Source organism: Laspinema olomoucense D3b (assembly GCF_025370785.1).
In the GTDB taxonomy this organism is placed as follows: Bacteria; Cyanobacteriota; Cyanobacteriia; order Cyanobacteriales; family Laspinemataceae; genus Laspinema; species Laspinema olomoucense.
In genome coordinates this window covers 36705-59624 of sequence record NZ_JAMXFA010000010.1, presented here as the reverse complement: position 1 = coordinate 59624, position 22920 = coordinate 36705, and the positions used below count along the sequence as shown (strand labels likewise).

The following is a 22920-nucleotide window of genomic DNA, read 5'->3' as shown; positions in this document are numbered from 1 at the left end:
CGGAGAAACCGGGAAAATGGAGGGAGGCATTGGATAACCATAGAGTAGGTTGCTCCTTGATCGGGTTGTGGATTAATGATACAGAGGGAGTATTTTAGGGGTCCCTCCAGGCGATCGCCTACCCTAAACTAAAGCCGTGGCGAGGAAAAACCGGGGCTATAGTAGGGGCAGCTTAAATCAGAGGAAAACTTTCATTGTTTGGTTCCATTTGGTGTTGAGTTTTATGAGAAATCCGTTACCACCGATCTTCAGTTGGGGAGCTAATTTATCCCTATATCAGTGGAGTAGCGCCAGTTACTTGCACCAGGCGATCGGCATTCTAGCCCCACTGCGTCGGGGTAGCTTCTTAATCCAGTGGGCTGACCCGATCGCCGCCTTGTTAGTGGGATTGCTCTTTCTCCTGGGGCCTTTTGTTTCCACCGCCCTGATCGGCGTGTTATTGCTGGCTTGCGGGGCCTACTGGGTCTTAGTCACCTTAGCCGATGATGACCAAAGTGGGTTTACCCCCGTGCACTTGCTGATTTTGCTGTATTGGGGAATTAACACCGTCGCTACCGCTATGTCCCCGGTGAAAAAGGCCGCCTTTGTTGGCTGGACCAAACTCACCCTGTATTTACTTCTGTTTGCCCTGATGACACGGGTCTTGCGATCGCCCAAATTGCGCTCCTTTGTAATTGCCCTATACCTGCACGCTGCCACCTTTGTGAGTATCTACGGCATTCGACAATGGCGATTTGGGGCCGATGCCTTGGCAACTTGGACCGATCCTAACTCGGCGATGGCGAAAGTAACCCGAGTTTATAGTTACCTGGGCAATCCCAACCTCTTAGCTGCCTATCTCTTGCCTGCGATCTTCCTGGGGGTTGCGGCAATTTTTGCTTGGCGCGGATGGGTCCCCAAAGCCCTCGCCGTGACCATGACCCTAGTCAATACCTTATGTCTGGTCCTCACCTATAGTCGAGGCGGATGGATTGGCTTAGTGGTGGGGGGATTTACCCTGATTCTGCTGTTGGTCTATTGGTGGAGTGTCAAGCTACCCGAAGCTTGGCAAAAATGGGCCATGCCCGTCGTCTTAGGGACAACCGCCGGGGTAATCCTCCTGGCCCTACTGTTTGTGGAACCCGTGCGCGATCGGGCCGCCAGTATGTTAGTGGGACGGCAAGATAGTAGCAATAACTTCCGCATGAATGTCTGGGATGCGGTGTTTGAAATGATTCGCGATCGCCCCGTGATTGGAATCGGTCCGGGGAACACGGCATTTAACCAAATCTATCCCCTCTATATGCGGCCCAAATATACCGCCTTGAGCGCCTATTCTGTGCCCTTAGAAATCGCCGTAGAAACGGGATTCATCGGGTTGAGTGCCTTTGTCGGACTGATTTTTGTCCTCCTCAGCCAAGGGGTTGCTCAGATCCAGCACCTGCGAGAGAAAGCCAGCGGTCAGGGGTATTGGCTAATCGCGGCGATCGCCATTATCCTAGGGATGATGGCCCACGGAGCCTTTGATACAGTCTGGTATAGACCTCAAGTCAATATGCTCTGGTGGCTGGCGGTGGCCTTAGTTGCCAGCTACTACACCGTTCCCTACCCCAAGTCAACAGCGATTGACGAGCAGCGATAAAGAAGAGCCGGGGTAGGTCCAGTAGATTCACAGGACCGCTCAAACTCCATTTTTCATGCAGGGCGCTCTATTGTTGTAAAGTTGACAAAAAACCTGGACGATTCAATAATGAGCGCCAATAGTTTCTAGACAGTTTGGGGAAAACTAAGACACAGAAGCGGCGATCGCATCTTCAAAAGAGGAGGTTGATCCCAGGGATCTAGAGCCAGAGGGTTCGCGATTCTGGATTTGTTCTGTCCTCCATGCCATTGCCCGTCCCAACAAATAATCAGGAATGAGGTATGAGACATCCGTTGTCCGATTCAATCAGCAGGGTGACAATAACTTTCATAGAATTGGGTTAATGACAACATCCGTTTGTAGCAGCCTCGCAATTTTGGTAACACAAGTTCTGCCTCGTCGCTGTAACATCCAAGGGCCAAATGTCCACCCACCTGGGCGTTTCCACCGTTGTTACCACCGGGGCTTGCATCCTAAACGCTAAAAACTTCCTATGGTTAAGTCAGGTCAATCCTCCTTTCGCCGTATCCTGCTGTCGCGGATTTTACTCCTAAGCGTCCCTGTTTTGCTGTTAGGAGAGTATGTGACCTATCGCAAGGCACGCTCTAGCCTGCTGGAAACCGCCCGTCAAAACCTCACCGAAAGCGCCGTTCGTAAAGGGGATAGCATTAATGCCTCCCTCGAATCCCTCCAGGCGAACCTACTCACCGCCAGCGAATCCGTCCTCCTCCACTCGGGTTCGGTGCAAGCTTCGCAAACTTATATCGAGCAACTCGCGCAACGATTCCCCAATAAGGTCCAATGCGTTCAACTGACGAATGTGCAAACCACAGAAATCGTCGCGAGTACCTGTGGGAATCAACCCCTGAGCGCTGAAATTTTGGAGATGTGGCAACAGCAAGGCAGTTTTGCTCCCGGAACTGGTTCCAAAGTGCATCTCAAAACCGTTTTATCAAAGACCCCATCCAGTTCGGCCCCACCCCTTTCCCCCGATGACCCCAGCTATTTCGATCAACTCCGATTGGTTTTGAGCGCCCCTGTGTATTTGGACGAGATCAACCCCTTGGCGGTGAACAATTCAGGGACTCCAGACTATGCCTTAACCATTCGCTCTACTTTAGGGCAACGGGCCAGCGATCGCCGCATTGAACCCGGTTCCCTCACCGGCTACACCGTCGTTATTGACCAAGATGGCACCATTCTGGAACATGGCAACGACCTGAGTCGCGTTGGACGGAACATTCAGGATGAAGTAGACGCCAAACGCCTACAAAGTATTGTTAGAAATGCCCTCCAAAACCGTCAGGACTTTTTCCATCTGTTTAATTTTGATCAAAAGGGAATGGAATTACTGTCGGGATATACCGCCATTCCCAGTCCCGTCTCCACGGGGGAAGAACGCAAGTGGGTAATCCTCGCCGTCACCCCCCTGGACAATGCCCTGGCTGGATTAAAGGATATTCAAAACGTTTTAGTCACCCTCATCTTAGGTTTATTAGCGGCTAACCTACTGGCGACCCTCTACTTAACTCGCGATTTGGCCCTACCGATCGAGAAATTGCAAGATTATGCGATGAACATTCAGTGCCGTGCTACTACGGAACGAGTTCCGCATAACTTGAGCATTCGTGAGTTTAACCGGCTGGCTGAAGCCCTCGACAGTATGGTTGAACGCTTGAAAGCTTGGGCCGAGGAGTTGGAAATGGCCTGGAAAGAAGCTAAAACGGCCAACCAACTGAAAAATGAGTTTTTGGCAACTATTTCTCATGAGTTGAGAACCCCTCTCAATGCGATTCTCGGCTGCATTCGCTTAGTTCGGGATGATTGTTGTGACAACCGGGATGAAGAAATTGAGTTTCTTCAACGGGCCGATGATGCGGCAATTCATTTACTGAATATTATTAATGATATTCTCGATATTTCTAAAATTGAAGCGGGTACTCTCTCTGTGGTCATGGAGCAGGTGGATGTGAAACGCCTGATTAAGGAGGCGATCGACTTGCAGCAATCCGCAATACAGCAGAAGGGTTTGCAGTTAGAATTCCCGGAAGAGTCTCAATCAATTATCGTCGAAGCCGACCCCGCTAAACTCAAACAAGCACTTCTCAATTTGATAGGGAATTCTATTAAATTTACGGACACCGGACGAATCATCATCTCAACTCGCATCGAAGGGTTAAACGAGGGTCAGTCGTTTAACAAAGCCGATAAGGGGAATGGTTCTATGCAGCCTCATTTGGTGATTTCTGTCCAAGATACGGGGATTGGTATTGCACCGGATCAGCAGCAGAAACTCTTTCAACCCTTTGTGATGGTGGATGGCTCAAGAACTCGCCCCAAAGGGGGTACAGGTTTAGGCTTGGCCATCTCCCGTAATTTAATCGAACTTATGGGTGGGATGATTCGCTTGAACAGTAAGGGCATCGGGCAGGGGACAACCGTTGAGGTTGTTTTGCCAGTCCTCAATTCCCGTCCCTCCATCCCCGTAGCGTTGGAGTCGAAAACCCCCAAAGAACAAAATTGCTAGATTGTTCTCACCCTCTTAAAGCTGAACAGGTAGTCCCCCTTGTTGGATCGAGTGACTTAAAGCGGTGAGAATCGTGATTAATTCCGTGGCGATCGCCCCGGAGGATGAGTCGATCGCCCCCGATTCCTGCGCTTGTCCATTGTGGCGGACCAATTCCAAAAAGCGATCGCAAACCCGCCCTAAAGGTTCAGCTTTTTCTAACCTCACCACTTCCCGGTTTTGATGGCTAGGAATCCAGCGATCGCCTTCTGGTTCTAAACAACCCTGTTGAATCACCAAAGGCGCATCCCCAGACATTTCATCAAAAATCAAGGTTCCTTGACTCCCCACCACCGCCAAGCGTCTCTGTTTATCTGGATTAAACCAGCACAAATGAATAAATGCCTGAAATCCACTCGGATAAGTCAGCGTTGCTGTTACTAAATCCGATAAACCTTTGGGAAACAGCTTCGAGTTACCTCCCTCACCGAGAGTCGGTTGCAACCACACTCGCCCAATCCCTTGGACTTGAATCGGATATTCTCCCAACCAAGTATTAAAAATAGCAATATCATGAATCGCCAAATCCCAGAGGGCATCCACATCTGGGCGGACCGGACCCAAATGGGTGCGTGTGGCATATCCGTACCGCAATTCCCCCAGTCGTCCCCCTTGCACCACTTCAGTTCCGGCAATCACTGCCGGATGAAACAAATAAGTATGATCCACCAGCATCTGAAGCTGGCGTTGTTGTGCCCGTTGATATAATTCCCGACACTCGGCGGGGTCAAGGGTGAGGGGTTTTTCCGCTAAGATGTGATAGTTCTGCTCCAGTGCATCACAGATTAAGGCATAATGAGTTGCCGCCGGAGTAGCGACAGCCACTGCTTCTAGTCCTGGTAACTGTTTGATATCCTGCCAATCCGTTGCCAGAATCACACTGTCATCTAAATTAAATTGCGATCGCGCCGAGTTCAATCGCTCTACATGAGGGTCCACCACTGCCAGCACTCGCGCCTGGGGATGGTTTAAAAAATTTCGGATCAAATGGACGCCCCAACGACCCGCCCCGAGAATTGCAATCCCAACTGGATTTGACATTTTTTGATATGAATAATTTAATTTGGACAACGAGAAATTACTGAGCTACATCCAATTCTCGCAGGGCCAAAAATGCCACCTTTGCTGCTGCTTGTTCCGCCGCTTTTTTACTGCGTCCGGTGCCATTGCCTTTGAGTTCTCCCAGTAGCCAGACTTCCGCCGTAAAGCGATCGGGATGGTAATGTTCCCGATGGGTTTCAAAGACCCGATATTCCGGTAAAATTTTATAGCGAACTTGGGTCAATTCTTGCAGTGCATCTTTATAGTTGTGACGGGCTGGATCTTTGCGAATTTCTTCCGATCGCTGTTTAAATTCCGGGTCTAACCAAGGACGAATTAAATCCAAATTGTGGGTACTTAAATACAGGGCGGCTAAAATGGCTTCAAAGGCATCAGCTAACCGAGATTCCTTGCCGGTGATGTCTCCAGCAGCACTCGCGGAAACCAGCAGGTAGCGCTCCAGTCCGTACCCTTCGGCGATTTCTGCTAAGGTGCGATCGCTCACCAACACTGACCGAATGGTTGCCAACTCCCCGACCTTTTCTTGGGGATAGAGTTCCATTAACAATTCAGCTGCAGCTAACCGCACGACCGCATCGCCGGTGAACTCTAACTGTTCATAGTTCGCTTCCCCGGAAACACTCGGATGAGTCAAGGCCAACTCTAACAACTCCCAACGGATGGAAATCCCGTCAGGAAGCCCTAATTTTTGTAGCAGTTTCTGTAACTCGCGTTGTCGTTGTGGATAAAGAAGAGTCATAAGAAAGTTTATTAATAAAAAATTAACCTTAAAATTGATGAAAATTGAGAATTTAACCCGAGGAATTTCAACTTTAAAATTTAAGCGGGTCAGGAAGCGAATTGAAAATTTACAATTAGCATAAAAATTGGAAAGGGAGAGAGTCAGACATAAGCCGGGTTCTGTTCCACTCATCACAATTGCCATGAATGGGGCAGTTATCTATCTGGGACCTCTGTTACCAGAAGCCTCTAGCGGTTCTTCCTAAGCGGAACGGGTAAAAGACCAACCCTTGTCCCTGTGACCTTGCTCCCAACCGGGGTTTACCGAGCCAGGGCCTCTCGACCCTGCTGGTGCGCTCTTACCACACCTTTGCACCCTTACCTGTGAGCGATCGCCCAAACGGACAATCCCTCCATCGGCGGTATCTTTCTGTGGCACTATCCTCACGGTCACCCGCACTGGGCGTTACCCAGCAAGTCTGGTCTTTCGGGAGTCCGGACTTTCCTCAGATTCGTGAGAATCCGCAACTGCCTGCGCCAACTCTCTACCCCTTCTGATTATAATCGATGGACTGCCACAATCTGACTCCGGTGAGCGGTCTGATTGATTTGGCTAACAGTGGCTTTACCCACCCTGGGGAATGGACAATGTAATGGGGGAGGCGATCGCCTCCGTTCCAGGGATTTCCTGCCTCAAAATTAGATTTTTCCCCGACGGAAACCGACCCCAAATCCACCGGAAAATGCTCCCTTAAAATTCCCGGCGTTGATTCCAAGGGATATTAACAACCCAGGGCAAAACTGAGGCTATAAAGCGACAATTGACCAGATAAAGGGGGAGATTTCCTAGATTATGTTCTCCCATGCCAAAGCGGAGAGCAAACTGAAGGGTGAACGTCAAAGAGGGAAGTTCCGCCTTGGGTGAAACTTGTTTTCTAGGGTCCGGTTTGAGGGAGGCGAGGTTCACCATGACGCGATCAGGTTTTAAGGGTCCGATTTCCCCCTCACGTTTTAAGGCCGATTCTGCCGTAAATTGTTCTTGGAGGGTTTTTCCCGGCGCAATCACGCTAAATACTTGAGGGGGTAACAAATCAAATGTCATACCCGGTGGGAGTCTAACCAGGCGTTGTTCGCGACCCTGAGCATCAATCAGCGCACTATAATCCCAATCGATATAAAGGGTTTGATTTGGAGATTGATTTTGCACACTCACTTCAATCACCCGAAACTGGTCTAAATCATATTGAGGTTCCAGAAAGAATTTGAATCGAACTCGGTTCTCTAAATTTTGGCTTTCTAGTTGATTTTGAAGAAAAGTTTCATCTAATTTAATGATAACTTTCTCCGCCAATAAAGAAGAAAAAGCACGTAATAAAACAGCACTCACGCAGATTAGATAAACTGCGATCACAATCCAATCCAGTCCAGTCATCAGGGGTTAGAGCAAAGGGAATGGGGCGTCGCCCATAGCATAGCCTATAGACCGCCTGCCGCCCCTAAAAAAGGGTTAAAAAGACTCTCGGGGTTCATAGTGGGGACAGGTTTCACAGGGGCCTTCGGGATTGAGGGCGCAACGCAGATAGGCCGATCGCGCATTGTAAAGACAAGTGACATCCCCAGTCACCTCCCCGACCCCTTCAACATAATGGCGATCGCCAGGAACCGGGGGGGGAGAGGGTATTCGCATAATAGGAATCTCTCGGGCCGCTTGCAAGCGAGTTCGCGCCCGATCTTCTGCTTTCCGCATCGCGAATACAGAGAGTAACGGAGGTGTTATCCCAACCAAAAAAATAATAAGTGTCTCTAACATGGCGGATGACTAAAACTGAACTCCTTAAAATCGGCAGGTTGAACTCAGGTAAACTGACCTCAACCCACCTCCACTGGGAAACCTGACTCAGGTTGCAGGAGAGTTGTTAGGCGGTGAGTTCCACAGCAGATTGAAAGAAATCCCGTTCGCATAACATCGCATAACGATAGGTGGAATGGGTTAGGGGAGTGGAGGCAGCATAGCGATCGAGCAGATGTTCTAACTGTCCCGACAATTGCTCAAACTCTTGAACAGTATAGGTCCGAATCCAGTCGGCATAGTCGTGATTTGGAATGCCATCCTTTCCTAATTGCTGTCCTAAAAAACTGTAAAGACGCATACAAGGAGCCATTGCCACCGCCGTTAACCCTACATCGTGACTCCAAGCGGTTGCGAGTAAAAAGTCAGTGTAACGACGAGTTGCCGGAGTCGCTTTGACTGCTAGAAAATCAATTCCCCAGGTTTTGGCATAGCCTTGATGCAAGCGCAGTTCTTCTAGCACGCCACTAGCTAGAGCATGGAAGACTTCAAAAGCTTGCCAGTCGGGAGTTTTGGCCGCAGCAATGCTATAAGCGCGGGCGAAGGATTCCAAGAAAAAGGCATCCTGTCCCACATAATGAGCAAATTGATGTCGCGGTAAGCTACCATTGCCAATGCCTTGCACAAAAGGATGTTGTAGGCACTCTTGGGCTAAGTCTTGATTCGCTTTCCACAATTCATGAGAGAGGGTCATATTTGGGAGAGTTTGATAGGTGTTGACTGAATTAAGGGTGATGAAGATGAACTTAAGAACGACTGAAGTCGCCAGGTTTAGCTTTCATTTTTCAGGTTTCATCGGTTATCTTGGACGCTGGGTGGTGGAAAAGTTTTTAAACCAACCGCGACGCCAAAAGAGCAAAATCATGAAGACTGCGATCGCAATCATCACCCCCCAAACCGCCGGATAACCCCAATACCAATTGAGTTCCGGCATATTCAAGGGTGAGCGGTCTGGATTAAAATTCATCCCATAAACCCCGGCAATAAAGGTCAAGGGAATAAAAATAGAGGAAATCACCGTCAGCAGTTTCATTACCTCATTCATCCGATTACTGATGGAAGAGAGGTAAACCTCCATCAACCCACCGGCGAGTTCCCGATAGGTTTCTACGATATCCAATACCTGCATCGTATGATCGTAACAGTCGCGTAAATAAATCCGGACTTCCTCAGAAATCAAGGGACTGCCGTCTCGAATCAGAGTATTGATGGCATTTCGCTGGGGCCAGATTGCCCGACGTAAGGTGAGTAACTCCCGTTTGATTTTATAGATTTTTTCGAGCGTGTGGTGTGTGGGGTTTGCCACCACCTCATCCTCCAAATCCTCGATGCGTTCCCCGTAAGCTTCCAGAACGGGAAAAAATCCATCGATAATGGCATCAAGGAGAGCATAGGCAAGATAATCGGCCTTTTGTTTGCGAATCGTGCCTTTATTGCTGCGAATGCGATCGCGAACGGGACCAAAACTATCATGTTCTGGCTCCTCCTGCACCGTGAGTAAGTAATCTTTACCCAAAACAAAACTAACTTGTTCCGTGATAAAACTTTCTTGCGCTGAATTATGGCGCTGTTCATTGAGCATCACCATCCGCGCAATAATTACTAAATGACCCTCGTAGTCTTCCACTTTGGGTCGCTGGGGGACATTCACGATATCTTCTAACAGCAGGGGATGCAAGTGAAAGACTTTACCCACTCGGTTTAAAATATCTTCACTCCCCAACCCCTGGACATCTAACCACGAAACTGACTCACTGTCTAAGTAGGGGATGCATTCTTCCGGGGTTGCCAGGAGTAGCCGAATGGCCTTTTTTTCGCAATAATCGATCGCAATAATCGTCGGAGTTACTGCACGCTCTCCAATAATCAGTGTTCCGGGCATACTACCGGGGTGATCATAGCAGTAATCCACGTATGACTCTTGGTTTCTCTCATTTTCCTCTTCCGGTTCGGAGAGGAAATTACCCATTGTCCATCCCGTTTCTGTCATCTCTCTTTTCCTGATCGCAGCTACCAATGCGATTCTAGGCAATTCGGCAGAAGTTTGTCTGTGATCCAGGGAATCGTTTAAAGTCCCGTCCATTATTGCCCTGGGTTCTGATCTGTAGCATAGCCTCTACTTATAACGAAGGGCGCTAACACCGGAGATCCATTTATATTGCACTGAAACCGCCGAATATATAGCCGTCCTAAATCAGTCTGCTCCTACAATTGACGGAGTGCAGGTATCTTGCTCTTTATTACAGCAAGGGAGCAAAATGCCCCCTCTGCGTTGAGGAAATTATCCCATTCCGGCGACACTCGCTATAGAGGCAGATATTAAGGTTTGGATTGCTCTAAGACTTCATCCTCCCTCAATAATTTTCGGGCGATCGCCCCCGTGGGAACTGAGGGTTCCTGCCAATCATTTCCCCCCGCTTGAAGCAACTTGACTTCCATCGGGAGATAAACTGTAAAAGTTGAACCTACCCCCAACTCACTCTCCACTAGAATATCTCCTCCCATCATCTGAGAAAACAACCGACTAATTGCCAAACCCAACCCTGTACCCCCGTATTCTCGCGTTGTAGAAGCATCTGCCTGCATAAATGCTTGAAACAAATGATTTAACTGTTCTGCACTCATTCCAATCCCTGTATCACAGATTTGAAAAACTACAAATAAATCATTTGAACTCGATTCTTGCTCTGGAGTGAAAACCAGAGGAATCGCACTCCGGACTTGTTTTTTGACGGCTATCTCTATCTTCCCCTTCTGGGTGAATTTAGCCGCATTACTGATTAAATTGAAGAGGATTTGTCGCATCTTCGTTAGGTCAGCATACATCGGACCTAGTTCTCCACTAAACTGCACCACTAATTGGTTAGCATTTTTCTCGATTAAGGGTTGAGCAGTATGGCAAATTTGGGTAAAAGCCTTGTCTAAGTCAAATGATTCTAAAAACAGTTGCATTTTGCCCGATTCAATCTTAGAGTAATCTAAGATATCCCCAATTAAAGCAAGCAAATGTTTCCCTGCGGTATTAATGGAGCGCAGGTCCTCCAGAAATTCCGAATCGTTAATGCCGATATCTCTGGCATCTTCTTGGAGTAGTTCACTATAGCCAATAATCGCATTAAGCGGGGTTCTCAGTTCGTGGCTCATATTAGCCAAAAAGGTGCTTTTGGCTCGATTAGCTGCTTCCGCTGCTGTTTTTGTTTCTAGTAATTGCGCTTCGACCTGCTTGCGTTCAGTAATATCCCGCGCCAAAATACAGTTATATTCTTTTCCATTAAATTCCAAATAATTAACCGTACTTTCTACCGGGAATCTTCTTCCTTCCTTGGTTTGATGGTAACATTCAAGAGTGAAAGAACCCTGCTGTTTAATTTCATCCCAGTAATCAGACCAAACATTTTTGGGCAAGTCCAAGTTAATATCATGAATTGTCATTAAAATTAACTCCTCTCGGGAATAGCCTAAAGACAAACAAGCGGCTTCATTGACATAAAAGAACTGGGCATTGGAGTTGACCCAGAACACTGAATCTCCAGCCCGATTCAGGGAAAACTGCGTAAAGGCCAAGATTTCCTCAATTTGTTGGCGGTGGGCTTTTTCCGCCTCTAAGGCGAGCACCGTGTGGTGTAACTGTAAGGCTTTCTGTTCCAGTTCATGCCGGAGTTGCGCTTCAGTCTGTTTAAGGTGAGTCAGATCTCGCACTATGACTAATAGTTCATTCTCACTGCTTGGGATAATTTGGATTTCATAAATTGAGGAGGAATAGGGATGATAATTTATTGAATTTAGAGGCGGAAATTGACTACAACACAGACTATCATTTCCGCTTAATTCTACTTCAAGAACTTGCTCGCTCAGAGTGGCGATCGCCCGTTCTAGGAACTCTCGGCATTGCTGAATTACTTCTAAAGGCCATATTTCCCACCACTTCTTACCGATATAGGTGCGATCGCTGAGATTCTCTATCCCTTCAGGCTGCAACTTCTGCCCGGGATTTCCCCCACTAGCCCACAGGGTAAAATTCTTAGGCGGTTGATAATCAAGACAAGTGCCATCTTTATGGATCCAAAAGATGGCATCGGGAATTGCCTTTAATAAAGCACAATTTCTGGTTTCGCTGGCAGACACCACCGCTTCAAGCTCCTCCCTATTCCCTGAGAATTGTTCAAACTTATTATCCCCATCTTTGATACAGAACTATTGTTCTCCTTGACAAAACCACCCAACAGCACCACGGCAAGGTGAGCCAATCCGTACCCCCACAGGGGCGTTTTCTACCTGTGGATTGCCTAGGGTCGGGATAATAATGACTATAGCGCCCCTAGTGTGTGATGAGCGCCTGCTGGAGATGGGGGAGATGGGGGAGATGGGGAAGCAGGGGAAGCAGAAATTCCCCCATCCTCTCTATCTCGATGGCGGTCCTCCCCATCCTCCCCATCTCGATGGCGGTCCTCCCCATCTCCCCCATCCTCCCCAATCCCCATCCCAGAGTCCAACTTTAGCCGCTAGGCTAGAGGCAACAAATTGTCCTATCTAGTAGGAGACAGAATCATGACTGATGAAGCTCAAGTGCCTAAAGAACGCGCCCTTGTGGAAGTAAGTCCCCAGACAAAAGCGCTTGTGGAAAAAGAAATGCCTGATGCTACCACCCAGGTGCAACAGGAAACGATGGCCCTTTTTGAAGCTATCAAACGCCGAGCCCAAGCAGAAATTCAAGGGGCCAGCAAATTTACTGCCGAAGCTTATCTGAGTGCGGTGCAACAAGCGCGGGAGGCGATTGAAAGCGATCGCCTCATGGATCCCGAACGGATTGCCTATACCATCAAACTGATGGAAATGGATGCCAAGCAAAACTGGGACAAGATCCTCCATGAAATGAGTGAACTGGGCGATCGCCTTGCTCAATCGGCTAAGGAAGCATGGGACTCTTTATTCAATCCCTCCGGCACTCCCCCCAATTCCTAGGCAACCTTCCGCCTAAACACCTACTTTTAGAGGGCGACCCATCGGTCCCCCTCTATTTTTTTAACTCTATCCCGAGAGAATCTGCCATCACGATCACCCGTTCGTGCTAGATTTTAAAAGTTTGCCTCTGTTATTTGTTTCAAAGACCCCAACTCAGCAATTCAACCCATTCAATCCCCGATTGCGATCGAGCATCGAACCCCTAGAACTGGGGCATTCTAGCCGTTCACTTGTCCACTCATTACGTCTGAAACTGTAAAGCGACCACCATGCGAACCTACTATTGCGGCCAACTCCGAAGCGAACATATTGGAGAAACTGTTACTCTGTGTGGATGGGTAGACCGCCGACGAGATCATGGTGGAGTCATTTTCTTGGATTTGCGAGATAGGAGTGGCGTCGTCCAAATCGTTTCTGACCCGCAGCGCACCCCCGACTCCTACAAAGATGCAGAAACCATCCGCAGTGAATATGTCCTCCGCATCACCGGACGGGTCAGCCAGCGTCCTAGCGATTCCCTCAATCCCAATTTACCCACGGGAGAGATAGAAGTCTACGTCGATCGCATTGAATTACTCAATGCAGTCCATAAACTGATGCCGTTCCAGGTTTCCAGTGGACAAACCGAAGTAGTCCGGGAGGAGTTACGCCTTAAATATCGCTATCTGGATCTCCGTCGGGAACGGATGTCCCGCAATCTACAACTGCGTCATCAAGTGGTTAAAGCCATGCGCCGCTTCCTAGAAGATGAATATGGCTTTATGGAAATTGAAACCCCGATGCTCACCCGTTCTACCCCAGAAGGTGCAAGGGATTATCTCGTCCCCTCCCGGGTTAATCCCGGTGAATGGTATGCTTTGCCGCAGTCGCCGCAGTTATTCAAACAATTGTTAATGGTTTCGGGCTTAGATCGCTACTATCAAATTGCCCGATGCTTCCGCGATGAAGATTTGCGGGCCGATCGCCAGCCGGAATTTACTCAGCTTGACATGGAAATGAGTTTCATGTCCCAAGAAGAAATTCTGGAACTCAATGAATCTTTAGTTTGCCATATCTTTAAAACAGTTAAAGGTATTGAACTCCCCCGTCCTTTCCCCCGTTTAACCTACGCCGAAGCGATGTCACGATACGGGACCGATCGCCCAGATACCCGCTATGGCATGGAATTGGTGGACGTGTCGGATTTAATGAAAGAGTCCGGCTTTAAGGTCTTTTCCGGGGCAATTGCTGCCGGTGGGATTGTCAAGGTGTTGCCGATTCCCGGTGGCAATAGTGCCATTTCTAATGTCCGCATCAAACCCGGTGGGGATTTATTTAAAGAAGCCGCAGAAGCCGGTGCCAAAGGGTTGGCTTATATCCGGGTTAAAGATAACGGCGAAATCGATACAATTGGGGCAATTAAAGATAATTTAAGCGCCGAACATAAGCAAGAATTGCTTTCACGAACTGGTGCACAATCGGGGGATTTACTGTTGTTTGGGGCTGGAGATACAGCGACGGTGAATAAAACCCTCGATCGCCTCCGCCAATCTGTCGCTCGTCTGTTGGGTGCGATCGATGAAACCAAGCTCAATCTGCTCTGGGTCACCGATTTTCCGATGTTTGAGTGGAATGCCGATGAGAAGCGGTTAGAGGCGATTCATCACCCCTTTACCGCTCCTAATCCGGAAGATATCGACGACCTCAAAAATGCTCGCGCTCAAGCTTATGACTTGGTTTACAACGGGTTGGAAATCGGCGGCGGGAGTCTGCGGATTTATCAGCGTGAGGTTCAGGAACGGGTGTTTGAGGCGATCGGGTTATCCACGGAAGAGGCTTATAATAAGTTTGGCTTTTTATTGGAAGCCTTTGAGTATGGCACTCCTCCCCACGGCGGTATTGCTTATGGTTTAGACCGCTTGGTGATGTTGTTAGCCTCAGAGGAGTCCATTCGAGATGTGATTGCCTTCCCGAAAACCCAGCAAGCTCGATGTTTGTTAACGGGTGCTCCAGCTACCATTGATGGAATTCAGTTGAAAGAATTACACGTGGCTTCTACGGTTAAGCCTAAACAGGCTTAGGGATTGGTTGAATATCAGGTCATGGGTAATCCAGTATTTGGGTGAATTATCCATGACTTGCTATTCTTAAGACTGCACTGAATTGTTATTATTTTCTCATCCGAGAAAAACAGCTCGAAAGCCCACTATCATTTTTATGAGTAACAAACCGATGAGTTCTGACATCAAGTTTGAAGTTGTTCGTCCCACCGGCATTTTAGACGGGACCCAGGCCAATGTATTTCGCCGTGAAGTGCGCGATCGCCTGGACAAACAAGCCAATATTGTCCTAGTGAATCTCCAGGATGTCACGTTTATTGATAGTTCCGGTCTCGGTGCTTTAGTCTCCGCCCTGAAAATGGTGCGAACCGCCGGTGCAAAGATGGTCATTTGTTCAATTAATGATCAGGTCAGAATGTTATTTGAACTAACTAGCATGGACCGGGTATTTAAAGTTTATCCCAATGAAGAAACCTTTGAAAATGAAGTGAACTCCAATATCTAATTTAGGATAAAATCTACCCAGGAGGCTAGGAGTTATTCCAAAAACTCTACCTGGAGTAAGGAAAAGTCGTCATCAAAGGTCGGGTTGAGATTTAAACTCCGAATGCGAGCCAATAACCCATCAATATCCCGGCCATTTTTTTGCCAATAATAAGTGAGCAAATTGCTAAAGGCATCCAAACCCCAAAGGGTACCATCAGGCTGATTTATTTCATAAACGCCATCACTAAAAACGTATAAGGTACTAGGGGTGTCAATGTGACAGACATTTTGGGTGTATTGGGCTTCGGGAAACATTCCGATGGGTAAGCCTTGGGTTTTGAGCGGTTGTAGGGTAGGCGCCATTCCGGGCGTTCCAGATAATAATAAGGCAGGAGGATGTCCCGCACTGGAATACAAGAGGGTATCTTGGGTGCGGTTATAGACGCCATACCAAATGGTAAAGTATTTATCTTGTTGTAAGTCCATTTGAAAGTATTTGTTTAATTCGGTTAAAACCGAAGCCGGTTGGGTAAAATCAAAGCCAACCTGGGAGTGGGACCGTAACAAATTTAAGACAGAAACCGAGGGGAGAGTCGCTGCTAAACCATGACCCGCAACATCAAGCAGGTAAATGACTAAGTTTTCTGAATCGAGCCAATAGTAGTCAAAGCAATCGCCACCGAGTTGACGCGAGGGAATAAAGCGATTAGCGATCGCCACGGGTTGACTCAGGGGATCAGGTAAGAGCGATCGCACATAATCCGCTGCTTCCGCCAGTTCCGCTTCTAAGGCTCGCTTTGAGTTTCGCAAATCTTGGGTAAGCTGATAAATCCTCAATCCCGCTCTAACTCGGGCATTTAACTCATTTATTTCGATCGGTTTAGACAGAAATTCATCCGCACCCGTATCCAGTCCGACGATCCGATCTTCCGTTGCCCCCCGAGAGGTTAACAGAATAAAATAGGTGTTGGATAATTCTGAATGCGCTTTGATCTGACGGCAAACTTCCAACCCATCCATCACCGGCATCATCCAGTCACAAATGATTAATGCAGGCCCTAATCGATAAGCCTGTTCCATTCCTTCTTGACCATTGCTGGCAACGGCAACCTGATACCCCTGTTTTTGCAAGGATCTCGTTAACACTACGCGAATGGTCGGATCGTCATCAATCACAAGAATGTGGGTCATGGACTAGGAAATTGCGACAATTAGCTTTACACAGAATAGCACTCACGAAAAAGACCCCCAACCCTCGTTGGTTCCTGATGTCGGGGAACCCTTCAAGGCAACGATGCCGCCTCTGGTCACCGTTTCCTGATGTCGGGAACCCCTTTCACGGAACTGTGATGCTTTTGAGGGGGTTGGAGAGTCTGTTTCACGGAATGCAACAGGGTTCTACTCTAGCCCCAATTGCCCACGAAAACCCGTAATAATCCGAGTTCCATCTTTGAGAATGTGGATTTCCATCTGGTCACTGGCCCAGGTAATTTTATCCTTAAAGGCTTCATTGAAGATGTGAATCCGTTGATTGCGGGAAGAAACTGGGGATTCTGGGGAATGAATCGCCAAGGATTCTACATAAGGACCATCAATCAGGATGTCGAGTTGGTCTAATAAGGCACCCGCACCCACCGGGGCCCCGGGCGATCGCAATTCCGCTAAGGTAAACCCGGTAAAGGACATCAGATTTAATCCCGCTGCCTTGATTTTTTTCCCCAGTTCGGCTAGTGCCTGGGCCTGCCAAAAGGGTTCACCACCGGAAAACGTCACCCCTTGATTCCGGGGATTGCTCAAAATTTTATCAGCCAGTTCATCAATGGCGATTAACTGATTGACTTCAAAGGGCCAGGATTCGGGATTAAAACAACCGGGACACTCTCTAAGACAGCCCTGGACCCACACTACGGCGCGGGTTCCGGGTCCATTCACTTCTGATTCATCCACGTAACCCATTAGATTAAGGTAGCCATCAGGAATGTCTGGGAGGGTGGATGATGCGCTGTTGATTGAATCGATCATAGGTTGACCTCTCCTCTAATAGAGGGTTTGAACTCACCGGGTTAAGGGTAAGAGTCCAATATTCTTATATCGATTATCTGCTATCTTCTGGAGACTCACCAATATTTAAAGGTGATTCTCCGATGAAGGCGATCGCCATAAACCATCTGAACACCTATTTTCCGGCATTGTTGAGCTCGTTTCTACTTAAGTTAAAGGAACAGTTCCCTTATAAAGGGGAGTCTAAATCTTCTAGGCTGTAGCTAAATCTTCTAAAACCCGTTGGTCATGACCTTTAGCCAGTTCCAGAACTCCACTCAGATCTAGGAAAGACCAACCTATCTGTGCCTTTAGGCTAGAGATTAGGGGTAGATGGTCTAGTCGAGCCGGGAATAAAACACTATCATGGTTGTAAAGAAAATTCCCACTTCTCTAGCTACAGGCCCCGATTTGAAACCCAAGGGAGGCTTTTTTCCTTCTAGTCTGAATAAAAACCCCCAGAAAATACCTCGCTTCACAGTATTTTCCCGGAGTTAGTGGCTCAAAAGCATAGCTAAAAGAGTTAGTCAACCGCAAAATCTCGGAGATTCCGGACAGTTCTTTCAATCTTTAAAAACAGCAACCCAAGTATTTTGTTTAGATAAAGAATTCCCTTACCCCCTAGACGGGAGAGAAAGTCAAGGTAATAATGATAGACATAAGCACAAGAGACATTAGATAAAGACAACGTTATCTCTTGAACAACCGCTGCTAACTTAACTCTAAACTGTAAGGTGTCAAACCATGATTACTAATTTAACTTTTACCAACCGTCTCAGCAAAACTGCTCTAATTTCTCTCGGTCTAGCTGCTGCCTCCCTTGCCTTTGCTCCTGGACAAGCCAAAGCGGACTCTATTACCTTCGACGCTTCTCCAAAGACTGGAGATCCAGCTAAGGTCAACGTCACCCTCGACGATACGAGCAATCCGGGCAGCATTACCGTTACGGTCAACGTAGTGCCCGAAGCTAATACTGGAAATATCGGCGATATTAACGGGGTTTACTTCAACCTTCCCGATGGTGTCGGTCCTGTGACCGTGGGTGGCGTATCTGGTGGGCCAGTCAACCTTGGTAGCAGCGATTTAAATGGAAACGCTGGCAATCTGGGTGATGGTGTGAATATGCAGGGAGGCGGCGGAGACACTTCCTTCGATGTCGGCATCCGAATTGGCTTCTCTGGGGGTGCCAGCTATCAAGGAACCCCGGACGACTTCCGAACCACGACCTTTACAGTCTCCGCAGCAGGACTATCCCTGAATTCCTTTACCTCTCAGAGTTTCGGCATCCGCCTCAAGAGTGTTGGCCCAGAGGGAGGCACTCGCGACGGCAGCAGCAAAGTAGCACAAACTAGCCCATCCACCGTTACTGTAACTCCCCCTCCAGTAACTCCGGAAACTCCAGTCGCTCAGAATCCAGTAACTCCGGAAACTCCGGTAACTCCGGTAACTCCAGAAACTCCGGTAACTCCGGAAACTCCAGTAACTCCGGAAACTCCAGTAACTCCGGAAACTCCAGTAACTCCGGAAACTCCAGTAACTCCAGTAACTCCGGAAACTCCAGTAACTCCGGAAACTCCGGATGGCACTGACCCTGTTGAAGTTCCTGAACCCATGACGATTGGTGGTTTGTTGATGGGTGCCGGTGGTTTGTTGGCTGCACGTCGCCGCAAAATGAGCCAAAAGGGTTAATCTAACCGGCGATCGCGACAAGAGCAAGTTTCAGGAAGCCTTGTCCGATTAATGGAGAGCTAATTCATCAGTTCGGTCAGTTCCTTTAAATGGGGACTGACCGAATTTTTTGGCGAAAAATTAAGCGATAAGTCAGACAGTCTTGAATTCTGGGGAAGTCTGCACCCGCAAACCGAGGGAATAGAGGAAGAAAAAGATAAACTGATTACCGGCTTATCCCAGGGCTTCTGATACGCTACTCAAAGGCTGAAGGTTCAGCTTTAACCCAAGTTAACCGTAAGTGGATTATGTACGAGAAACTGACTCCCCCGACGACTGGCGATCGCGTGACGTTTAAAAATGGTGAACCCATTGTTCCCGATAACCCGATTATCCCCTTCATTCGCGGCGATGGGACGGGGGTTGATATTTGGCCCGCCTCCCAAAAAGCGATCGATGCTGCGGTGGAAGCAGCTTACGGGGGCAAACGTAAAATTAGCTGGTTTAAAATCTACGCCGGTGATGAAGCCTGTGAAGAGTACGGCACTTATCAATATTTGCCCGAGGATACCAACAAGGCGATCGCAGAATATGGCATCGCTATCAAAGGCCCCTTAACCACCCCCATCGGTGGCGGGATTCGTTCCCTGAATGTGGCCCTGCGCCAAATTCATGACCTCTATGCCTGTGTCCGACCCTGCAAATATTATCCCGGAACCCCCTCCCCTCACAAACATCCCGAACAATTGGACGTGATTGTTTATCGGGAAAATACCGAAGATATTTATCTGGGAATCGAGTGGCGTGCAGGTACGGAAATCTGCGAAAAATTAATTGATATTCTCAATACTCAATTAATTCCCCAAACCCCAGAACATGGGAAAAAACAAATTCGCATGGATTCCGGCATCGGCATCAAACCCATTAGCAAAACCAACTCCCAGCGTTTGGTTCGTCGTGCCATTAAACACGCTTTACGCTTGCCCAAAGCCAAGCAGATGGTGACTTTGGTCCATAAGGGCAATATTATGAAGTACACCGAAGGGGCGTTCCGGGACTGGGGTTACGAACTAGCAACCACGGAGTTTCGCAATGAGTGCGTCACGGAACGGGAATCTTGGATTTTGAGCAATAAAGAGAAAAATCCTGATTTGAGTATTGAAGAGAATGCGCGTCAGATTGACCCGGGTTATGATGCCCTGACGGAGGAAAAACGGGCGGTGGTTTGCGCGGAAGTCCAGCAGGTGCTAGATACCATTTGGGAGACTCACGGCGATCGCAAATGGAAAGAAAAAATTATGGTCAATGACCGCATTGCCGATAGTATCTTCCAGCAAATCCAAACTCGCCCCGATGAGTATTCCATTCTGGCGACGATGAATTTAAACGGAGACTATCTCTCCGATGCCGCAGCGGCGATCGTGGGTGGATTAGGCATGGGACCCGGGGCCAATATTGGTGACCAATGTGCTATTTTTGAAGCCACCCACGGCACAGCGCCGAAACACGCCGGTCTCGATCGCATTAATCCCGGTTCCGTCATCCTCTCTGGCGTCATGATGTTGGAATATATGGGATGGCAAGAAGCCGCTGATTTGATTAAAAAAGGCATTGGAGGAGCTATTTCTAACCGTGAGGTGACTTACGATTTGGCTCGCTTAATGGAACCCCCGGTAGAAAAACCCCTCAAATGTTCCGAGTTTGCCGACGCGATTATTAAACACTTCGACGATTAAACCTCAAACCAACCTCTAAAAATCCCCCCTGATTTTCAGGGGGGAATCTCTTCTGACGAAGCCAGAAATTTTTGAGTTAAAGCTGGTGACAGGAGTTGAACCCGCGACCCACGCATTACAAGTGCGTTGCTCTACCAACTGAGCTACACCAGCATGAGTTTTAACTTTACCAAAGCTTGGGGCAGTTTTGCAACCCCTCTACCGGACTTTTTTAGAAGGAATCAGACCCTTGGGTTATAATCCCCATATCTCTCCACGGACTCCGGTACATGAGGAGAACAGCAACGATGCCCCACCCCCGGCTCTATTTGACAGTGGCTGAGTCTGTAATCCCTTCTTTGCCTTCTGTGTTCTAGCACCTGTTCGTGGATTTGAGTAGTCCTGAACGTTCTACACATAACATGAGCAAAATGCAAATTCCTTTACCCTGGCAATACGATGAGTTCCAGCAAGTCGGCAAAGACTATGGCATTCCCACGGAAGTTGAGATGTATGATTCCAGTCATGCGGATTTCCGAGATATTGAGCAAGAAAGCAATGCCGTCCTTGATTTACTCGCCCTCAACATAAACGATGTAGTCATTGATTTTGGGGCGGGGACCGGCACCTTTGCGATTCAAGCTGCCATTCGTGGGCTTAAGGTTTATGCGGTAGATGTTTCCCCGACAATGCTGGAATATGCCAAAACCAAAGCCGCTCAAGCGGGAGTCTCAAATATTATTACCTTTTGTCATGGGGGATTTCTGTCCTACGAACATCCCGAAAACTCGGTAGATGCGATTACCACAACTTTTGCATTCCACCACCTGCCGGATTTCTGGAAAGGCATCGCCTTAGGGCGGATGAATCGGATGCTCAAACCGGGGGGTCAGTTTTATATTCACGATGTGATTATCAGTGAGCATCATTCCCTGGACAATATCGCGGCTTTTATTGAAAAACAGGCAGCAGCCGGGGGCGATTTTCTGCGGGAAGATGCGCAAGGACATTTCCGGGATGAATTTTCGACTTATGACTGGATTTTTGAGGGTTTGTTGTCTCGGAATGGATTTAGCATCACCAGTCAGCGGATCGAGGATGGCGTGATGGCTACCTATTTATGCACGAAGACTCTCAACCCGATGTAAGGGAAAAAAACCCAAGGGTGGATTAAATCTCATTACAAAGAAAGAGGTCAGCAGCCAATCGGAGTGGATACAGTAAGGGTATCGAGTCAGTACAGGAGCAATCCGGTCCCATGAATCAGCCTATCATTACTCTATTCATATTTGGCCTGTTACTCATCGCTGTCCTTTCTCCCTTTGGCGCATTATCGGCTTTGATGCTGCTGGTTTTAGGGACGGGCTTACTCTCCACCCTCTGGAGTCTGTTTCAGGCATTTTTGCGGGAACCCTCTGAGGATTCGGGTTCTTCGGGGAAGTAAGCGGTTTTTAAGCGGGGGTGGTGTTTTGTAATTGCTGATAAGCCAGTTGAGCCCGAGCACGCACCACTAACTCTTCATCGGATTTTGCCCGATCGCTCAACTGGGTCAAAAGTTGACGCAACCACATGGGCGAATTAGATACCGCTGCCGTGGCGAGTCCTTGCATTCCCACGATCGCCCCATAGCGCACTACCCATTCTGGATCTTGCAGCACTTCCAAAAGGGTCTGATACACCTTCTCTTGGGCCGTCGCCCTTTCCTCGGGGTCCATGTTTTCCCAGAGGATATTCCCCAAACCGCTTGCTGCTGCACGACGCACGCTCAGAGCAAAATCATGGGCGGCGGTGTCTAAGAGTAACTCTAATCCCCGGGGGTCGCCAATTTTGGCTAAAGCGCGTAGCGCCCAGGCTCTGGCCCCATAATTGAACCCATCCAGTTGTTGCAACAGGGGGACAACGGCGACTTCCCCGAGGGCAATCAGTCCCTCGACTCCCGCAACGGCGGCACCGGGGTTATTGAAACCTAGGGCTTCGATTAAGGTGGGAATGGCTTCGGGCGATCGCGCTTGGGCTAATTTCCATAAGGCTTTGGTTAAACCTTCTGCGGAGTCTGCCTCTTCAACGGCTTTAATCAGTGGGGTGAGTCCGGCGTTTTCAGTCATGAGAACGGCTTGAGCGCTGTTGTATGAATGGGATTTAATTTTAATCGAGACTAATGCATCCGGAGATTATAAGGAATCCGGTCGTGA

Annotated in this window: 20 protein-coding genes, 1 tRNA gene and 1 other RNA gene; 10 read left to right on the top strand and 12 right to left on the bottom strand. The window is 48.3% G+C overall.

Features of this window, described 5'->3' with window-relative positions:
* The first annotated feature begins 223 nt into the window (after nucleotides 1–223).
* Both NG792_RS09520 and NG792_RS09515 read left to right on the top strand, forming a co-directional pair.
* Complete coding sequence (locus NG792_RS09520; protein ID WP_261196803.1) at nucleotides 224–1621, top strand: IctB family putative bicarbonate transporter; 1398 nt, start codon at nucleotides 224–226, stop codon at nucleotides 1619–1621.
* Nucleotides 1622–2114: 493 nt separating this feature from the next.
* Nucleotides 2115–4148 carry a sensor histidine kinase gene (locus tag NG792_RS09515; protein ID WP_261235299.1) on the top strand — a complete coding sequence of 678 codons (2034 nt, stop codon included), beginning with the start codon at nucleotides 2115–2117 and terminating at the stop codon, nucleotides 4146–4148.
* Nucleotides 4149–4163: 15 nt separating this feature from the next.
* Here NG792_RS09515 and NG792_RS09510 read toward each other — a convergent pair whose 3' ends face one another.
* The 8 genes from NG792_RS09510 to NG792_RS09475 all read right to left on the bottom strand — a co-directional run bounded on the left by NG792_RS09510 (nucleotide 4164) and on the right by NG792_RS09475 (nucleotide 11946).
* Complete coding sequence (locus NG792_RS09510) at nucleotides 4164–5228, bottom strand: Gfo/Idh/MocA family protein (RefSeq protein WP_261235298.1); 1065 nt, start codon at nucleotides 5226–5228, stop codon at nucleotides 4164–4166.
* 37 nt (nucleotides 5229–5265) lie between these two features.
* A complete protein-coding gene (gene rnc, locus NG792_RS09505; protein ID WP_261235297.1) occupies nucleotides 5266–5988 on the bottom strand; it encodes a ribonuclease III in 723 nt (240 codons plus the stop codon).
* Between the two features lie 135 nt (nucleotides 5989–6123).
* Nucleotides 6124–6514, bottom strand: an RNA gene (gene rnpB / locus NG792_RS09500) — RNase P RNA component class A.
* A gap of 206 nt (nucleotides 6515–6720) precedes the next feature.
* The gene (locus tag NG792_RS09495) at nucleotides 6721–7401 is read right to left on the bottom strand and encodes a hypothetical protein (RefSeq protein ID WP_261235296.1); all 681 of its coding nucleotides are present in this window, start codon (nucleotides 7399–7401) and stop codon (nucleotides 6721–6723) included.
* A gap of 75 nt (nucleotides 7402–7476) precedes the next feature.
* Nucleotides 7477–7779 (bottom strand): DUF6464 family protein, encoded by a 303-nt coding sequence (locus tag NG792_RS09490; protein ID WP_261196793.1) that lies wholly within the window; start codon nucleotides 7777–7779, stop codon nucleotides 7477–7479.
* Between the two features lie 106 nt (nucleotides 7780–7885).
* Nucleotides 7886–8512 (bottom strand): TenA family protein, encoded by a 627-nt coding sequence (locus tag NG792_RS09485; protein ID WP_261196792.1) that lies wholly within the window; start codon nucleotides 8510–8512, stop codon nucleotides 7886–7888.
* 105 nt (nucleotides 8513–8617) lie between these two features.
* On the bottom strand, nucleotides 8618–9808 hold the full coding sequence (corA, locus tag NG792_RS09480) for a magnesium/cobalt transporter CorA (protein ID WP_261235295.1): 1191 nt from the start codon (nucleotides 9806–9808) through the stop codon (nucleotides 8618–8620).
* Nucleotides 9809–10137: 329 nt separating this feature from the next.
* Nucleotides 10138–11946: a PAS domain-containing sensor histidine kinase gene (locus tag NG792_RS09475; protein WP_261235294.1), complete on the bottom strand. Its 1809-nt coding sequence runs from the start codon at nucleotides 11944–11946 to the stop codon at nucleotides 10138–10140.
* Between the two features lie 175 nt (nucleotides 11947–12121).
* On the opposite strand from NG792_RS09475, the gene NG792_RS09470 reads away from it, so the two are divergent.
* The 4 genes from NG792_RS09470 to NG792_RS09455 all read left to right on the top strand — a co-directional run bounded on the left by NG792_RS09470 (nucleotide 12122) and on the right by NG792_RS09455 (nucleotide 15324).
* Nucleotides 12122–12352 (top strand): hypothetical protein, encoded by a 231-nt coding sequence (locus NG792_RS09470; RefSeq protein WP_261196789.1) that lies wholly within the window; start codon nucleotides 12122–12124, stop codon nucleotides 12350–12352.
* Between the two features lie 14 nt (nucleotides 12353–12366).
* Nucleotides 12367–12780, top strand: a complete 414-nt coding sequence (locus NG792_RS09465; RefSeq protein ID WP_261196788.1) for a hypothetical protein — start codon at nucleotides 12367–12369, stop codon at nucleotides 12778–12780.
* 269 nt (nucleotides 12781–13049) lie between these two features.
* Entirely contained in the window at nucleotides 13050–14840 is a 1791-nt protein-coding gene (aspS, locus tag NG792_RS09460) for an aspartate--tRNA ligase (RefSeq protein WP_261196787.1), read from the top strand.
* Nucleotides 14841–14991: 151 nt separating this feature from the next.
* Nucleotides 14992–15324, top strand: a complete 333-nt coding sequence (locus NG792_RS09455) for an STAS domain-containing protein (RefSeq protein WP_261196785.1) — start codon at nucleotides 14992–14994, stop codon at nucleotides 15322–15324.
* A 32-nt stretch (nucleotides 15325–15356) separates the two neighbouring features.
* On the opposite strand, the gene NG792_RS09450 is transcribed toward NG792_RS09455, so the two are convergent.
* On the bottom strand, nucleotides 15357–16496 hold the full coding sequence (locus NG792_RS09450; RefSeq protein WP_261196783.1) for a PP2C family protein-serine/threonine phosphatase: 1140 nt from the start codon (nucleotides 16494–16496) through the stop codon (nucleotides 15357–15359).
* 207 nt (nucleotides 16497–16703) lie between these two features.
* Nucleotides 16704–17327, bottom strand: coding sequence for a 4Fe-4S single cluster domain-containing protein (locus tag NG792_RS09445; RefSeq protein ID WP_261196782.1), 624 nt, complete (start codon nucleotides 17325–17327; stop codon nucleotides 16704–16706).
* A 762-nt stretch (nucleotides 17328–18089) separates the two neighbouring features.
* Here NG792_RS09445 and NG792_RS09440 point away from each other — a divergent pair.
* Nucleotides 18090–19034: a PEP-CTERM sorting domain-containing protein gene (locus tag NG792_RS09440; protein WP_261235293.1), complete on the top strand. Its 945-nt coding sequence runs from the start codon at nucleotides 18090–18092 to the stop codon at nucleotides 19032–19034.
* Between the two features lie 287 nt (nucleotides 19035–19321).
* On the top strand, nucleotides 19322–20749 hold the full coding sequence (locus NG792_RS09435) for an NADP-dependent isocitrate dehydrogenase (protein ID WP_261235291.1): 1428 nt from the start codon (nucleotides 19322–19324) through the stop codon (nucleotides 20747–20749).
* 80 nt (nucleotides 20750–20829) lie between these two features.
* On the opposite strand, the gene NG792_RS09430 is transcribed toward NG792_RS09435, so the two are convergent.
* Nucleotides 20830–20902, bottom strand: a tRNA-Thr gene (locus NG792_RS09430).
* 248 nt (nucleotides 20903–21150) lie between these two features.
* Here NG792_RS09430 and NG792_RS09425 point away from each other — a divergent pair.
* Nucleotides 21151–21876, top strand: coding sequence for a class I SAM-dependent methyltransferase (locus tag NG792_RS09425; protein ID WP_261235288.1), 726 nt, complete (start codon nucleotides 21151–21153; stop codon nucleotides 21874–21876).
* Between the two features lie 110 nt (nucleotides 21877–21986).
* Nucleotides 21987–22172 carry a hypothetical protein gene (locus NG792_RS09420; RefSeq protein WP_261196775.1) on the top strand — a complete coding sequence of 62 codons (186 nt, stop codon included), beginning with the start codon at nucleotides 21987–21989 and terminating at the stop codon, nucleotides 22170–22172.
* Nucleotides 22173–22179: 7 nt separating this feature from the next.
* On the opposite strand, the gene cpcF is transcribed toward NG792_RS09420, so the two are convergent.
* Complete coding sequence (gene cpcF / locus NG792_RS09415) at nucleotides 22180–22833, bottom strand: C-phycocyanin alpha-cysteine-84 phycocyanobilin lyase subunit CpcF (RefSeq protein WP_261196774.1); 654 nt, start codon at nucleotides 22831–22833, stop codon at nucleotides 22180–22182.
* Nucleotides 22834–22920: the final 87 nt, after the last annotated feature.